We start from the raw sequence: 15,915 nt of genomic DNA on the forward strand, positions 1-15,915 counted from the left end.
TTGCTTTCTTATGCAAAACGTACCCAATTTCTTTTTGATTGGTGCTGCAAAATCAGGGACAACCTCAATTGCAGATTATCTGAACCAACACCCTGAGGTATATTTCTCTGCTTACAAGGAACCCAATTATTTCGCACTGGTCGGGGAAAACCTGTATCACCCGGGCCCGTTGTCAGAGAAAATGAATTACCACTTTCAATACAGCCGCTCACTCGTTACTCAAGAGAGCTATGAACAGGCTTTTGCCAATGCGGGCAACGCGAAAATTCGTGCCGATGCATCTGTACGCTACCTGTACTACCCCAAAACCGCTAAACGCATTGCTCAACATGCACCAGACGCAAAACTAATTGCAGTTCTCCGAGAGCCTGTTGCGCGCTTATATTCCCACTATTGTATGAACGTTCAATTTCAATCTGAACCACTGCCGTTGTTAAAAGCTATCGAAAACGAAGACAGCCGGGTTGCGGAAGGTTGGGGTTGGGATTGGCACTATACACGCCTTGGTTTGTACGCAGAGCAAATCGAGCGTTACTTGCAGCATTTCAACAATGACCAGCTTTTAGTAATACTTTACGATGATTTTGTAAAACACCCTCTCGAAACATACCAAAAAATTTGCCGTCATTTGAACATTTCAGATGCATTCATCCCAGATATGAGCCAACGAGGCAAAGTGCCTACTCAGCCCAGAAACCTTATGTTGGACAGGTGGTTAAACTGGCCCGACTCATCCCGAAATAAACTTGAGAAATGGTTACCTCCCTGGCGCGCAAAGAAGGTGATAGAGAAATTAAAAGCGCTCAATAATAAACCTGTGCCCAAGCTCTCTCCACATGTTCATAAGGCAATCTCTGTGCGCTTTCATGAAGACGTGAAAAAATTAGAAACCTTGCTGGATCGAGATATCCCTTGGTACAAATAACACGGCTGATTAATACATACCTTGAAAAATGGTTACAAAACAGCAGGAGCAAACTGGTGTTCAGTTGACTGACGGTCACTATGATACAAATACTTAGCTGGCCAATAAGCGGAATACCTTTGAGCGGCTGGGCTGAACAGATACAACTTCAACTATCGTAAGTGATGTTGATATTGATCCAAAATACGTTTTTTCAGACTCTCTTATACTTTCATCAAAAGGGCAGCTCTAACCCGCCACATGTCGCAAACCCAGCTAAAGTCACCCTGATTAATTGATTTTCGAAACTCTGGATTCAGGCACGTAGCATCATTCGTTACTTGTGATTTACCTAGTTAGTTTTTGCCATCCACCAGCCATAATTCGCCATAGTTTGCTCTTACATATCCATGTTCACTCCAACACTGTGACACCTTTACTTGTTTGAATAGCGGTATCACTTACTCAACGACAGCTGCTATGTACCCCAAACGCATACCTAAACATTTAATATTTGACCCACAACCCAAACGCAAATCCAAAGCCTGGATTTGGTGGCTGATTGGCATCGCTATCACCGCGGTTATATCCGTGTTCAGCGTTGATGCCTTAGCGACACCGTACAACGATAATCACGCTGGAGAATTGAAACTAACCAGCGAAAGTGGACTAAAACTGCCGTCATTGCACCTTGAAACCACAGTCAAAACCGACATTAACGGCCTGGTTGTAACTACCGAGTATATTCAGCGCTTTAAGAATGACTCCGATAAATGGGTCGAAGGTGTTTACGTCTTTCCGCTACCTGACATGGCCGCCGTGCGTCACATGGAAATGCGCGTCGGTGAACGGCGTATTATCGGGGAGATTAAAGAGCGCCATAAGGCGGAAACGCTGTATAAAAAAGCCCGCGCCGAAGGCAAGCGCGCGGCCATTACCACTCAACAGCGCGACAACCTTTTTACGCAAAAAGTGGCAAATATTGCGCCGCATCAGGAAATAGAAGTCAGGCTAAGCTTTATCGATACGGCAACTTACCAAGCTGGCGTGTTTGAGTGGCGACTGCCCACAACGCTTACGCCGCGCTATATTCCGGGCATATCGCAGCCACCAGAGGACGAGAGCGAATCGACAACCAACGCATTGACCACCAACGCATTCGGTTGGGCTAGCGCAACCGATCAGGTACCCGACGCGCCATTCATTACGCCGGCGATGACTCCCCCACCCGAATACGGGTTGAAAAACCCACTGCGTTTAACCGTCTCGCTTCAAAGCGGCATGGAGCTGGCGTCTATCGAAGGTCTTTACCACGACGTTGACGTGAATAAAATTAACGACCGCTACAACATTACTTTTCAGCATGATGTTGTAGAGATGGATCGGGATGTTGTCCTCCAGTGGACACCAGTCGTATCGGCGCAGCCACGCGCGGCGGTTTTCCAGCAACAACTGGAGGGCGACACCTATGCCATGGTGATGATGGTACCGCCAAATGCTTCGGTCGTGCATGCACTGCCCAAGGATATTATTTTTGTTATCGACACATCCGGCTCGATGCAGGGCAACTCGATTATTCAGGCTAAATCCAGCTTGCTCCTCGCCATCAAACAACTCTCTCCCGATGACCGCTTTAACGTCATTGCCTTTAACGATCATTTCAGTGTATTTAATGATCGTACAGTACCAGCCAGTGACGAGCTCAAACACATTGCAACACAATGGGTGTCTGCGCTGGATGCTGACGGCGGCACCGAAATGTACCCGGCGTTACAGGAAGCCTACAACCAATTAGCCGATCCTGAACGCCTGCAACAGGTGGTCTTCATTACTGATGGCGCAATTGGCAATGAGGAAATACTGTTTGAGCTTATAACGGCTCCCGGCCACAATGCGCGACTATTTACTGTAGGAATAGGCAGCGCGCCCAATGCGTTTTTCATGGCCAAAGCAGCACAATTAGGCCGTGGCAGCTATGAACTCATTGGCTACCGCGACGATGTTCGCGGCAAGATGTCGAGCTTGTTTAATAAACTGAATCACGTTGCGGCAACCAACATCACAATAGACTGGCCTGAAGACGTTGAGCCTTACCCATCTCAATCAGCAGACTTATTCCATTCTGAGGCGCTACTGGCTTTTGCAAAATTATCTGCCCCCCTGCAACACTTGCCGATTTCAGGTAATACCGCCCAGCAGGCATGGCAAACCACAATAACAGCGAATGACGCGGCTTCCACTTCGGGGATTGGCTCACTATGGGCAAGATACAAAGTGGCCGAAATCGAGGACCAGGCCCGGCGCGGCAACATACCGCAACAGGATGTTCGGGATGCGGTATTGGACGTTGCATTGACACACAGCTTGTTAACCCGCTTTACCGCCTTTATCGCCGTTGATGAAACACCAGTGAGACCGCAGTATTTGCCCCTGTTCGGTGAAGGCGTCACCAATGTAATGCCCCATGGCTCAGCACAACAGCGTATGCAGTTTGCCAATACAGCCACGTCTGCAACCCTCTCCATGTGGCTGGGTATTTGGGGCTGCGTTGCCCTGTTTATTTTGCATATCAATAGAATTCGAGTGAAATGATGACAACGCTTCCGTTCACGTCATTAAACCGTATTCGAACGAGATTGAAGCTCAAAACTCTGGTCTCAATATTACTCTGCCTCTTTATTGCATGCAGTTGGGGGCACACCGGGTGGATAAAAGGAAAAGCGGTGTTGGCGCAATACTTTATTGCTGACGCATGGCAACAGTCGTTAACCTCGAAAGAAACTATCAAACCCTGGTCCTGGGCCGATACCTGGCCGGTCGCCCGGCTCGAGTTTCCTGCGTTAAATGAATCGATGTATGTGTTGGCGGGCAGCCATGGCACCAGCCTGGCGTTTGGACCTGGCCTAGCTGATGGCACTGCCCTGCCCGGCGAAAAAGGCACGACTATCATTCATGGTCACAGAGACACCCATTTCGCGTTGCTCGAAAACCTGAGTATAGGTGATATTGTCAGAATCCAGTCTAGCGAGGGGGACTGGCAACACTATGTCATTTCAGACACCCATATCATTGATACCCGCTCGCATAAATGGCTCATCGACCCGAATGAGCATACCCTGCAATTAGTAACCTGCTACCCGTTTAATAGTAGCAATGTCAATCCACCGCTGCGGTATGTGGTTGAGGCGCAACCAACCTCACACTTCCTTGCCAGTTCGGTGAAAACACCACAGGTTTCGCGTTTGAAAATGCAGACTGTGCCAGCAATTTGAACGCAAACTCATCTGACCAATTTTCGTCAACATTCTTTACAATACAATTACGAATGCACATTAAAGCATTGATATTTATCAAAATAAAAAATTGGCACCAATAATGCTACCGGTCATGCAACAGTCAATCTAAAAAAACAGATGATTTAATACTTAACCTGGAAAAAGGAACTTAAAATGAAAAAGTTATTATTGAGTGCTGGCTTACTTGTTGCGAGTTTTAGCGCGGCTGCAACAACTGTAGACATTTCACTTTGGTCACAGGAAGATTCTCCAAACTACAGTCGGAATGCCACTTGGAACGTAGGTTCCGGTAATAATGCTATCCAGAATTCTAATTCTTATGGCACCTTGGTCAGCGACTTCGTTGAAACCGGTGATTTCTCTTTCTTCGGCACAATGACTGCGACCACGGCCTCATTCAACGATAATGACATCATGGGTATTGTATTTGGTTGGCAGGACGACATGAACCACTATCGCTTGGGTTGGGAGCAAGGCGGTTTTAACGATGCAGGTTCTGGCGCTAGCGGTATGTGGTTAGTTGAGGAAGTCGCAGGTGTATCTACTATCCTGTTTCAAACCGAGCAATTTTGGGCTGACCTGGTTGAGTACAACTTTATTGTTGGTCGTTCAGGCAATGACATTAGCTTCTCTTTAGACGGTGTATCGCAAACATTTACTAATACCAGCTTCATGTCTGGCCGAGTTGGTTTTTACACTGAGAGCCAAACTGCAAACTTCTCAGGCTTAACGTCTGTACCACAAGCTCCGGATAACTTAGGCAAAGTTCCGGCTCCAGCTCCATTAGCCCTGCTGGGTCTTGCACTGGGCGTACTTGCTATTCGCCGTAAGGCATAAATTCCTGCCAGCGGGTAAGCAAGAACGCTCACCCGCTTCTTTACTTTCAAAAACGCCTCATCCCTCCTCTAATAAATTTAATTTGATTGGAATCACTTTTCCAACCAGAGCAATATTTCGAATAACGTAAAAATCTCACCTCACCTATAAAAACAACATTGAAAACTCGAATTATTGTCACCACAATAAGAAAATGAAGCGCATATCGTATCTTTCACTTTGGCTACTTTTCCTGTCAGTAATATGGGAAGTTGCTGGTGCGCATTCAGTCGACACTGCCTCCACTCATCACTCTGCACCCTATGCTCAAATCACGCCGAGTGACGTATCAAACGCACAAACGCTTGGTATTGCTCCGGTACTTTATTATCTAAAGCATGCAGTGCATTGGCTAACGCTGACATGTCCCGAACCTAGGCCTTATCTGCAGGCACCATTACCTACCGTCCCTGTTGAGAGCCAGCTCAATACCTATCTTTCCCTAATTACTTATCAGCACTATCAGAGCTCTTTAGATCCGTTTTCCTTGAACCATTAAATTACCCCGCTTCACAGCGGACTTAATGCTATTGATAAGGAAGCAACATGGATTTGCCGTATTCCCTTTATTTACCCGCGCTGGTCTGGCTGGCCTTTTTCTGCCTGATTGGCCTGTTTTTTGTGTTTTATCGCTGGGCGAAAAAACGCAAAGGCGCTGCGTTAGCGATTGGACTGTTTGTTCAAATGATGCTGCCAGACCCCAAGGTCGAACACACCATTGAGTGGATTGCTGAATCGAAGGAAAAACGCCTGAAGAAACAAACGCAAAGTGAAGATGAGCACTAAGTTCACCACGCCCTACCTGCTGTTTTCTGTAAACGCTGCCCCCCCGTAAACAGGGAACGGGCAGCAAACCATGAACAGAGCTCATGCATTGATGAAATAAAACCATTTTTTTTCATAATATGATAGGCGTATAACTTACACCGTGCTCCAGTTACCGCCAGCAGTTGTAGTCGGTCAGCTGCGCACAACAAAAGGAAAAGAGTTTAGGTTTTATCTCGGAAAAGAGACGAGCAAATCATCATGAATACCGATTTTACATTTACCATTAAGCGCGTGAGCTTCGATGAACATTATCATCCGGCAGACAGCACCCGTATTACCACTAACTTTGCAAATTTGGCGCGTGGTGAAAAGCGCCAGGAAAATCTCCGTAATGCGTTGCGAATGGTAGACAACCGCTTCAATGCACTCGCAAATTGGGACAATCCCAAAGGTGACCGTTATTCAGTTGAGCTTGACATTATCTCGGTTGAAATGGATGTTGCGGGTAGCGGTGAAAGCTTCCCGTCAATCGAAATACTGAAAACGAATATCGTCGATCACGTCACTAACGAACGTATTGAAGGTATCGTCGGCAACAATTTTTCATCGTATGTTCGCGACTACGACTTCAGTGTGGTTCTGCTGGACCACAATAAAAACCAACCCCAATTCTCGGTACCCGGAGACTTTGGTGACTTGCACGGCAAACTGTTTCAGCACTTTGTTAACTCAGAGGCTTACAGAGCCCACTTTAAAAAGTTGCCGGTCATCTGTTTAAGTGTGTCTGACAACAAGGTGTATCACCGCACCGAAAACCAGCATCCTATTCTGGGTTTTGAATACCTGGCCAATGAAACGTCGCTTACCGAGCAGTACTTTAAAAAGATGGGGCTGCAAGTACGGTATTTTATGCCACCTAACAGTGTGGCACCGCTGGCGTTTTATTTCTTCGGCGATCTGTTGAACGATTACACCAACCTGGAATTGATCAGCACAATTAGCACCATGGAAACGTTCCAGAAAATTTATCGCCCGGAGATCTACAACGCCAACGCCGTGGCAGGTAAATGCTATAAACCAAACTTAAACAATGCTGATCATTCCATAACACAAATTGTGTATGACCGCGAAGAGCGCAGTCGCCTTGCAAAGGCCCAGGGCAAATTTGCTGAAGAGCATTTTATAAAGCCTTATCAGCACATCCTTGAACAATGGTCAGCCAACCACGCCTAACCCGGCATTCTGTTGACCTTATATTGCAGAGATTTACCATGAAAACACTGTTACCCACCTCTACAGCAGGCAGTTTGCCAAAGCCATCCTGGTTAGCCGAACCGGAAAAACTCTGGTCACCCTGGAAGTTAACTGAACAGGGACTTGCCGAAGGAAAAAAAGATGCGTTGCGACTGTCATTACAAGAGCAACAGCACGCGGGCGTTGACATAGTGAGCGACGGCGAGCAAACCCGCCAGCATTTTGTGACGACCTTTATTGAACACCTCAATGGCGTGGATTTTGAGCAGCGCGAAACCGTGACAATTCGCAATCGTTACGAAGCGAGTGTACCCACGGTGGTTGGCCCGGTGTCCCGAACCAAACCGGTGTTTGTCGATGACGCCAGGTTCCTCAGAAAGCAAACTAACCAGCCAATTAAATGGGCCTTGCCTGGCCCGATGACAATGATTGATACCTTGTACGATGCGCACTATAAAAGTCGCGAAAAGCTGGCCTGGGAGTTTGCCAAAATTCTCAACGAAGAGGCCAAGGAACTCGAGGCAGCCGGCGTAGACATTATCCAGTTTGACGAGCCGGCTTTTAACGTGTTTTTCGACGATGTGAACGACTGGGGCATCGCTGCCTTAGAACGGGCGATTGAAGGCTTGTCTTGTCAGACAGCCGTGCATATCTGTTATGGCTATGGCATTAAAGCCAACACAGACTGGAAGAAGACACTGGGTTCAGAGTGGCGCCAGTACGAAGCCGTATTCCCTAAACTGCAACAATCCAATATCGACATTATTTCGCTGGAGTGCCATAACTCGCACGTGCCCATTGAACTGTTGTCGTTGATCCGCGGAAAAAAGGTAATGGTCGGCGCTATCGATGTGGCTAACCATGCCATAGAAACACCGGAAGAAGTGGCCAATACACTGCGTAACGCCCTGAAATATGTCGATGCCGACAACCTCTACCCATGCACTAATTGCGGCATGGCACCGCTGCCGCGCGATATTGCCAATGCCAAACTTAGTGCGTTGAGCGCAGGTGCTGCCATAGTGCGCAAAGAACTGGAAACATCAAGGTAGCGGTCATTAATAGAGCCCGAAAGGGTTTCCAAAACACAAAGCCTGGCGTTACCCCCTATTAAGATAAAGGCAGTAAGGTAAACGCCAGGTTTTCATCGACTGACTAGAAAACCATTTAACTTCGCTACATTGCCGATGCAGGTGACTCTACCACCAGCCAGCCAATCACAGTCACAGCCCCCGCATACATGAGCAGCCCCGCATAATTGCCACTGAATACCAATGGCAATACAGGCAATACAAGACTCCAGGCAAGCCACTTTCTAGCCCGTGACGACAGACCAAAACCCAGCTTACTGTGCCCATTGTGCTTTTGCTGCTGTTGGCGGCGACGGGGGTCCGAGCAGGTCAACAGCAGAATGACAACCAGGCTAAACAGAATAAAGGGTAACGTCGCAATCAAATGGTTCATTTTGCCGCTCCTGACAGGGTTCCGACATGTTCACTGGCTACCGCTTCTGTTGCCGTGTGATCGCTTTCCTGCGCTTGGTTGGATGCATAGACGCGATAGAAACACCACACGCCGCAGAGTAACAACACAGCATCAATAAACATCAGCGCAACGTTGCCTTGTTCGATGGCCTGTATCCACCCAAACCCGGAGGTCAGATAGCGAATAACCGGCAGTGCTAAACACAGCGCGCCATTCGCCACCAATAAGATCAGCTGAAGCTGCCTTACTGACCTGATAATCAGAGTAATGAGTGAAACCATTGCTGCGGCCAGCAAAAACGATACGGGTGTCCAGAGACTCTGATTCGATTGCAGTGCACCGCTAACAAAAAAGCCCAGTGCGCTGCTGAGTGAACACAATGGCAGTCCGGTGAAGCCCCACACGCACATGCGGCTGAACCACTGCCAGCCAGTCGCTTGTTTTTCATTTCTGAACGCGTACAACTGAAGACCAGTGATAGTGACGTAGCAAGAGGCGACACCCAGGCTGATCCATATGATTTTCGACATGAGTCCGGCGAACGTGCCAAAATGAATCGGATAGATCAGCGACATAATGGCACTACCGGCAGACGGTACAGTGCCTACCAGCGGCTTATACTCAACAAACTCACCATTGGTTGCGTCGTAGACCCGTTGAGCAAACCCGACCTCACCTTCCGTCGGCATAAAAAACGCAGTCAGACTGGCAGACTCCGTCCCCCAGTGCGAAATGGCAATAAAGGTCGGTACTGCAGACTGATTACCGATGGCATCGGCCAGCATACCGTTGATGCTGGCGGAGTCTTGTGGCGCTTCACTTTTGTGCGCCTGCTCACCCACCAACGTTTGCATCATGGCTTCCTGATCGCCACCAAATGCCACCACCGCCATTGCGGGCAAACCAAACGCGGTAGCAAAACTGAAGAAGCTTCCCGTGAACGCCAGCAATATCGCAAACGGGATACTCCAGGTTCCCGCCACAGTATGTGAATCGCGTTTCAGCGGCTTGCCATCACGCTGTTTACGAATCGTAAATAAGTCGGTAAACAAATGGCGATGCATCATAAATCCGGATACCGCAGCAACCAGCATTGCCAGGCCTAAAATACCGGTTAAAATTAAGCCCCAGGGTGCCGGTAGGTGTAATTCGGTGTGAATTGATACCAGGAAGCGGCTGAGTGCGTAACTGTCGTCCTGCGCGTAGATATCACTGCCAAATCCTTCCCGCTGCTGAACAATCTCGCCTTGCCCATTCACTTTGTACTGAACGCCGTATTCATCCATCACGCCACTGGGATTTTGCTTATGAGTGTGAAAGAAAAACACCAGATTCTGGCGATGATCTTCGTAAGCTGAAATTTCCTCCAGATAAGCTCTGTCGGTTTGGGCTGCCAGTGTTGCCAGCACGTTATCGACGTCCTGTGTCGCCAACATCTGCTGATTAAGATTGCTATTCGACCACTCACCCACTTCGTCTGACACGACGGCTACCGTACCGGTAAAAATGACTGCGTACAGCAGCATTCCCAACACGATCCCCGACCAGGAATGCAGGCTGAGTAACGCCTTAGCTTTGGAGCGTATTGGTTGTTCGTTTAGGTTGCTCATTATTTCCCCCAGAACTGAAAGGCCAGAATAACGCCGTTGACCACTGCCAACACAACCAGCAACCACCAGGCGGATTGCATACGTTGTGTCAGATAGGTGTAGAAAAACAACACCGCCCAAATCAACGGAAACATAACCAGTGGCACGATGATATTATTGACCTTTCCGATTCCCGGCGGAAACCAGGCCGCCATCGCCAGCATCACCAGTAAAGTCACTACCAGTGTTGCCGGCCCGCTTAACCAGAATCGTTGACTGGACAGAAACGCGAACGGATGACGTTGTACATTCATGCCAAACTCCCTCTTTAATCGTTGTTACCGTTTTGGATTAGTAAACACGACATCCAAAACGCGAAAACGCCCGGTGTTTACACCGGGCGTCTTATTGCCATGCTGGTTGTATCAACCCTGCTCGAACAGCGCTTTAGTAGTTCCAGTGCAGCGACAAGCTGTAGTTCACTGGTGAACCAACAAACGCCTGCTCGGTGCGTACTGAGCTCAGATAATCTTCGTTCAGAATATTATCCAGATTCAGGCTAACTGAAATCTGCTCGTTAACGCTATACTGCACGTAGCCGCCCAGCAACGCGTAGGCATCCTGGCTAATTCGACCAAAGCCGGTAGTGAAATAGGTTTCACTTTGCCATCTCAGCGACACACCTGCTTTCAGCTTTTCTTCCCACGACGGGGTGTAGTCCGCCAGCAACTTCAGCGTGCGACGAGGAATAAAGGTACGCGCTTCATTACCTGCTTCGTCGTCCATTGTCAGTGCAGTAAATCCGCCCTGAACAAACCACTCATCTGACACCTGACCAGATACTTCCAGCTCGAAACCGTTTGAATCAACAGTGACCCCGCGGTACAAGGCATAGTTGAAGTCATCTGAGTAATCGTCGTCATCGATGCCGTCACCGTCTCCGTATTCAATGAACTCATACAGGTTTTCCTGTTCAGTTCTGAACACCGCAAAGCTGATCAGCAGGTTGTTATCAAGACGTTTTTTCACGCCAAGCTCGTAGCTGCGGCCTTCCGCGGAGCCCAGCGGTTCAAGGTCTTCATTCAGGTAATACTGCGGCTGATAAATATCACTGTAGCTACCGTAGAAGTTAAGATCTTCCCAAACTTCCCAGGTAAAACCGATATACGGGCTGCTGCCGTCTTCAGTGGTAGAGGTTGATGCTCCCCAGGACTCACCTTCGTTTTCGTAATCAACAAAACTGGCACCCAGCACAAAATCAAAATCTTCAGTAACGGCTAACTGCAACGCACCGTAGTAGCGATTAAGGGTGATATCGGTGAAGCCCGCCTGATAAGGGTCAGCCCAGGTCGGTCTGGCAACTTCAGTACCCGTCCAGTTAGGCAGTGCCGGCATTACATCAAAGCCAGACAGCGCACCAAAATCCATATCACTGGTTTCAGCGTCGGCCAGGCTTACACCTAAATTAAAGGTGTGTTCAAGACCCCATGCTTCGAACGTACCCTGCAGGTTGTTGTCCCAAATCAGGGTTTTATCATCGGCGGTAAATTTACCCGGATAGCCCAGCATGCCTAAGCCCGTGCTGCTGTCCAGACCTGTGTTGTAGTAAGCGTAAAACAGCTCTGACTGATCTTCGTAATTAATGTAGTTAACCTTACTGGTAAAGTTCAGGTTGTCATTAATAAACCAGCTCACCTCGGCGAAAGCCGTTTGGTTGAGGGTATCCCAGTAAGTCCAGTCCATAGCCGTTGTAGTGGACTCATCAAAATCGACTTGTGTCCCGTCAGAATAAATTTGAGGTACCGCACCCCATGTTACCCCGTCACTGTTGTTGTCCTGGTGTGAGTAACCGAACGTCACGGTAAGCGCATCGCTGATCTGGCCATCAACAACACCATAGAAAATGGTACGGTTATTTGAATAGTGATTCAGCCAGCTGTCTTTGTCCTGATACACGACAACAGCTCGCGCCGCCCAACTGCCTGACTCGGTAAGTGGCGTTGATACATCTGCAACGGCGCGGAAATTATTCCAACGACCTGCGGTCAGTGACACACTGGCCTGCTTCTCGTTGCCTGGGCGCTTACGAACATAGTTCACCGTACCTGACGGGTTACCCAAGCCGGTAATCAAGCCATTGGAACCGCGAATAAATTCGATTTTTTCGTACATGGCCGTGTCCAAATCGCCAACGAAAATATCGCCGAATGGGATACCAGAGCCGTCAATGTGCATGCTGGTAATGTCAAAACCACGGGCATTGAAATAAGTGCGGTCGGTTTCACTCTGATCGACATTGATACCCACCACTTGTTTAAACAAGCTGTTGATATCAAATAAATTGTAGTTGGCAATAGTGTCATCTTCGATGATCGACAATGACTGTGGTGTATCAAAGCTATCCAAACCCAAACCAGTGGCACCTGAACTCACACGTTGGATACGGCTTTCAACAATACGGATGACTTCTACGTCATCCTGCGCAGTATCTGTCTGGGCAGATTCGGTTGTCTGTGCGTGGAGGCCAAACGCCAGCATAATGGGCGACAGCGCAAAAATTTGCTTCTTGGTCATAGTGTTCTCTGGATCAGTGTGGGTAAATATTTCGGCTGCATTATAGAGACTAAAGCTTAATTCGTAAATGATAATTATTATTATTTACGCATTCATTAGTATTTCTTTATCCGGAGAGGACAATACAATACTTAGGCCAACAAACGTGATGAACCAGGAAGGTGTTCTATAGATAAGCGGCTATTGCCAATAAAAAAAGCGAACCCTGTTGCTCAAGATTCGCTTTGTTTGTGAGTAAACTTGCTTTGCTAGACTTAGCTCTGGCGGCGGTGTGTACGCTCTTTTCTAAGCTTGTGTTTCTTTACCGAACGGCGCATACGGCTCAAACGGGCATGATCAAGCTTATTCTGGCGATCATCTACCATACTTTCGTTTTCTTGAGGCAGTTGCACCAAACCACGTAGCGCGTTGACATCGCTCAGCGGCAACTCTACCCATGCGCCCTGTGGCAGACGTTTTTGCAGTTCAATGGGTCCGTAACGCACGCGGATCAGGCGGCTCACCTGGCAATCCTGAGTTTCCCACAAGCGACGTACTTCTCGGTTACGGCCTTCTTCGAGCGTCACGTTGAACCACTGGTTAACACTTTCATCATCGTTAGGGCGTGGCTTAATGGTAGTGAATTTAGCCAAGCCATCTTCCAGTTCAACCCCTTTGGTCAGCGCTTGCAGTGATTTGGAAGACACCTCACCAAAAATACGCGCTGCATACTCACGCTCAACTTTACAGCGAGGGTGCATTAATCGATTCGCCAGTTCACCATCGTTGGTGAACAACAGCAAACCGCTGGTGTTAATATCCAGTCGGCCCACCGCAATCCAGCGGCCCTGACTGATATTCGGCAAGCGATCGAACACCGTACTGCGCCCTTCCGGATCAACACGGGTACACAGCTCGCCTTCCGGCTTGTTATACATCAGCACACGGCACACCGGTGTCTCCTGCTGACGGGCTAATGCGTGTCCGTCTACGCGAATTTGCGCCGTTGCATCTACGCGATCGCCCAATGTGGCAACCGCGCCATTAACCGATACCCGGCCCTGCTCAATCCAGCGTTCCATCTCCCGGCGAGAACCGAGGCCATGATTAGCAAGGACTTTCTGTAATTTCTCTGTCATTAGTGTAATGGCTCTGTTTGGTCGCTATCACCCAATACATGTAACGAGGCATCTGCGACGTCTTCCAGTGACTGCATAAACGCGTCTGCATTAGGCAAGTCCGACAAGGACTTCAGCGAAAAATAATCTAAAAATTGTTTGGTAGTGGCATACAAAGCCGGCCTGCCCGGTACTTCTTTATGGCCCACTACCTTAATCCACTCACGCTCAGTGAGGGTTTTGATGATGTTACTGCTTACCGCTACGCCCCTTACCTGTTCGATTTCACCACGGGTAATAGGCTGGCGGTAGGCAATTAACGCCAGGGTCTCTAACATCGCCCGGGAATATCGCGGGCTGCTCTCCTGCCATAATCTGCTGAGCCAGGGGCTCAAGCTGTCGAGTGACTGAAACCGGAACCCACTGGCGACTTCTACCAGTTGGATACCGCGCGGTCGGTAATCGAGCATTAATTCATCAAGCGCTGATTTTATCGCTTTATCGGCTACGGTAAAATCCGCCAGTACGGTATTTTTCAATTTTTCTATCGAAACCGGCCCATCTGACACAAATATTGTAGCTTCAATGAGCTGCTTTAGCTGTTGCGCATTAATCTTCTTCATGATGACTTCCCAATTTCACATGAATTCTGGCGTAAGGCCCGGCCTGTACGAGTCGAATACTCTGCCCTTTTACCAGTTCCAGAATGGCTAAAAACGTAACAACGGCACCCGCGCGTCCTTCTTCTGCGGTAAACAGCGCTTCCATGGGGGTGTAAGTTTCAGTATTCAGCGTTTGCAGAATTTTACTCATTCTTTCCCGGGTGCTCAGTGCTTCAGGCGCAATATGGTGATGCTCAAACGCTGCCGCACGCTGCATAGCAGCAGAAAACGCCATCACCAAATCCTGTAAGCTCACGTCGGGCTGGATGATGACCGGCTCAATACTGTCGTCGGGTGTCACCGAAACGTCGAAGATATCGCGTTCCATGCGCGGCTGCAGATCCAAATCTTCCGCCGCCTGCTTTACCAGCTCGTATTCTTTTAAGCGGCGAATGAGCTCCGCGCGCGGGTCGGCTTCTTCGTCATCGTCGTCTGAGTGCTTAGGTAGTAACAACCTTGACTTGATCTCCGCCAAAATGGCAGCCATAAGCAAGTATTCTGCAGCTAACTCCAGCTTAAGGGTTCGCATCACCTCGACGTATTCCATGTACTGCCGGGTGATTTCAGCTACCGGCATACTGGTAATATCAAACTTCTGTTTGCGAATTAAATACAACAATAAATCAAGCGGACCTTCAAACGATTCCAGAATCACTTCCAGCGCATCCGGCGGAATATATAAGTCTTCCGGCTTTTGGATAACCGCTTCACCATGCACAAACGCCAGCGGCAGCGGCTGCTGCACTGGCTCATTGGTTGGCAAAGACGGGTTATCGTTTGAATCTGTCATTACTGAAAAGGCGTGATATCGCCAGCACCTTCACGCACGATAACCGCTTCGCCTTCGCTTAAGTCCACCACGGTTGTGGGCTGTTCGCCCAAATAGCCGCCATGTAAAATCAGGCCAACCTGTTTTTCCAGCTTGTCGCGAATTTCATCTGGATCCGATTCGGCTACCTGTGCTCCAGGCAATATTAAAGACGTCGACATCAGCGGCTCGTTTAACTCTTCCAGCAACGCCAGTGCAATCGCGTTGTCCGGCACCCGCATGCCAATGGTTTTGCGTTTCGGATTTTGCAATCGGCGCGGCACTTCACGTGTAGCTTTTAACACAAAGGTGTAAGGCCCGGGGGTGTTATTTTTAATTTGGCGAAATGCCGTATTGTCTACTTTTGCATAAACAGACAGTTCGGACATGTCGCGACACATAAGCGTAAAGTTGTGGTCTTTGTCGATTTGACGTATGCGGCAAATCTGCTCCAGCGCACGCTTATCTTCCATCTGGCAACCAATGGCGTAGCCTGAATCGGTGGGATACACCACGACTTCCCCCTGGCGAATCAACTCAACCGCTTGCTTGATTAAGCGGGTTTGCGGGTTGTCGGGGTGCACATAAAAAAACTGACTCAT

The 15,915-nt window shown here is 48.6% G+C and carries 15 protein-coding genes; 7 read left to right on the top strand and 8 right to left on the bottom strand.

What is annotated here, in order from left to right; genetic code table 11:
* Positions 1-10: 10 nt before the first annotated feature.
* The 7 genes from BUB81_RS10755 (at position 11) to BUB81_RS10785 (ending at position 8,150) form a co-directional block, all read left to right on the top strand.
* Entirely contained in the window at positions 11-925 is a 915-nt protein-coding gene (locus tag BUB81_RS10755) for a sulfotransferase family protein (RefSeq protein WP_073322490.1), read from the top strand.
* Positions 926-1,384: 459 nt separating this feature from the next.
* Positions 1,385-3,496 (top strand): marine proteobacterial sortase target protein, encoded by a 2,112-nt coding sequence (locus BUB81_RS10760; RefSeq protein ID WP_073322493.1) that lies wholly within the window; start codon positions 1,385-1,387, stop codon positions 3,494-3,496.
* A complete protein-coding gene (locus BUB81_RS10765; RefSeq protein WP_084526482.1) occupies positions 3,496-4,176 on the top strand; it encodes a class GN sortase in 681 nt (226 codons plus the stop codon). The genes BUB81_RS10760 and BUB81_RS10765 overlap by 1 nt, the downstream gene beginning before the upstream one ends.
* A 177-nt stretch (positions 4,177-4,353) precedes the next feature.
* A complete protein-coding gene (locus tag BUB81_RS10770; RefSeq protein ID WP_073322498.1) occupies positions 4,354-5,037 on the top strand; it encodes a PEP-CTERM sorting domain-containing protein in 684 nt (227 codons plus the stop codon).
* A 585-nt stretch (positions 5,038-5,622) separates the two neighbouring features.
* Positions 5,623-5,862, top strand: a complete 240-nt coding sequence (locus BUB81_RS10775) for a hypothetical protein (RefSeq protein WP_073322500.1) — start codon at positions 5,623-5,625, stop codon at positions 5,860-5,862.
* A 240-nt stretch (positions 5,863-6,102) separates the two neighbouring features.
* Entirely contained in the window at positions 6,103-7,077 is a 975-nt protein-coding gene (locus tag BUB81_RS10780; protein ID WP_073322508.1) for a DUF1852 domain-containing protein, read from the top strand.
* 38 nt (positions 7,078-7,115) lie between these two features.
* Positions 7,116-8,150 carry a methionine synthase gene (locus BUB81_RS10785; RefSeq protein ID WP_073322510.1) on the top strand — a complete coding sequence of 345 codons (1,035 nt, stop codon included), beginning with the start codon at positions 7,116-7,118 and terminating at the stop codon, positions 8,148-8,150.
* Between the two features lie 124 nt (positions 8,151-8,274).
* Here BUB81_RS10785 and BUB81_RS10790 read toward each other — a convergent pair whose 3' ends face one another.
* The 8 genes from BUB81_RS10790 to BUB81_RS10825 all read right to left on the bottom strand — a co-directional run bounded on the left by BUB81_RS10790 (position 8,275) and on the right by BUB81_RS10825 (position 15,915).
* Positions 8,275-8,562, bottom strand: a complete 288-nt coding sequence (locus BUB81_RS10790) for a hypothetical protein (RefSeq protein WP_073322512.1) — start codon at positions 8,560-8,562, stop codon at positions 8,275-8,277.
* Positions 8,559-10,193, bottom strand: coding sequence for a PepSY-associated TM helix domain-containing protein (locus tag BUB81_RS10795; protein ID WP_073322514.1), 1,635 nt, complete (start codon positions 10,191-10,193; stop codon positions 8,559-8,561). The genes BUB81_RS10790 and BUB81_RS10795 overlap by 4 nt, the downstream gene beginning before the upstream one ends.
* Positions 10,193-10,486 carry a hypothetical protein gene (locus tag BUB81_RS10800; protein WP_073322515.1) on the bottom strand — a complete coding sequence of 98 codons (294 nt, stop codon included), beginning with the start codon at positions 10,484-10,486 and terminating at the stop codon, positions 10,193-10,195. The genes BUB81_RS10795 and BUB81_RS10800 overlap by 1 nt, the downstream gene beginning before the upstream one ends.
* Positions 10,487-10,619: 133 nt before the next feature.
* Positions 10,620-12,746, bottom strand: a complete 2,127-nt coding sequence (locus BUB81_RS10805; protein WP_073322517.1) for a TonB-dependent siderophore receptor — start codon at positions 12,744-12,746, stop codon at positions 10,620-10,622.
* Positions 12,747-13,000: 254 nt separating this feature from the next.
* Complete coding sequence (gene rluB / locus BUB81_RS10810) at positions 13,001-13,864, bottom strand: 23S rRNA pseudouridine(2605) synthase RluB (protein WP_073322519.1); 864 nt, start codon at positions 13,862-13,864, stop codon at positions 13,001-13,003.
* A complete protein-coding gene (gene scpB, locus BUB81_RS10815; protein WP_073322521.1) occupies positions 13,864-14,466 on the bottom strand; it encodes an SMC-Scp complex subunit ScpB in 603 nt (200 codons plus the stop codon). Before scpB ends, rluB begins: the two co-directional genes overlap by 1 nt.
* The gene (locus BUB81_RS10820) at positions 14,453-15,295 is read right to left on the bottom strand and encodes a segregation and condensation protein A (protein WP_073322523.1); all 843 of its coding nucleotides are present in this window, start codon (positions 15,293-15,295) and stop codon (positions 14,453-14,455) included. The genes scpB and BUB81_RS10820 overlap by 14 nt, the downstream gene beginning before the upstream one ends.
* Positions 15,295-15,915 carry an L-threonylcarbamoyladenylate synthase gene (locus BUB81_RS10825; RefSeq protein ID WP_073322524.1) on the bottom strand — a complete coding sequence of 207 codons (621 nt, stop codon included), beginning with the start codon at positions 15,913-15,915 and terminating at the stop codon, positions 15,295-15,297. The genes BUB81_RS10820 and BUB81_RS10825 overlap by 1 nt, the downstream gene beginning before the upstream one ends.

The sequence above is a fragment of the Marisediminitalea aggregata genome, from assembly GCF_900129565.1.
In the GTDB taxonomy this organism is placed as follows: Bacteria; Pseudomonadota; Gammaproteobacteria; order Enterobacterales; family Alteromonadaceae; genus Alteromonas; species Alteromonas aggregata.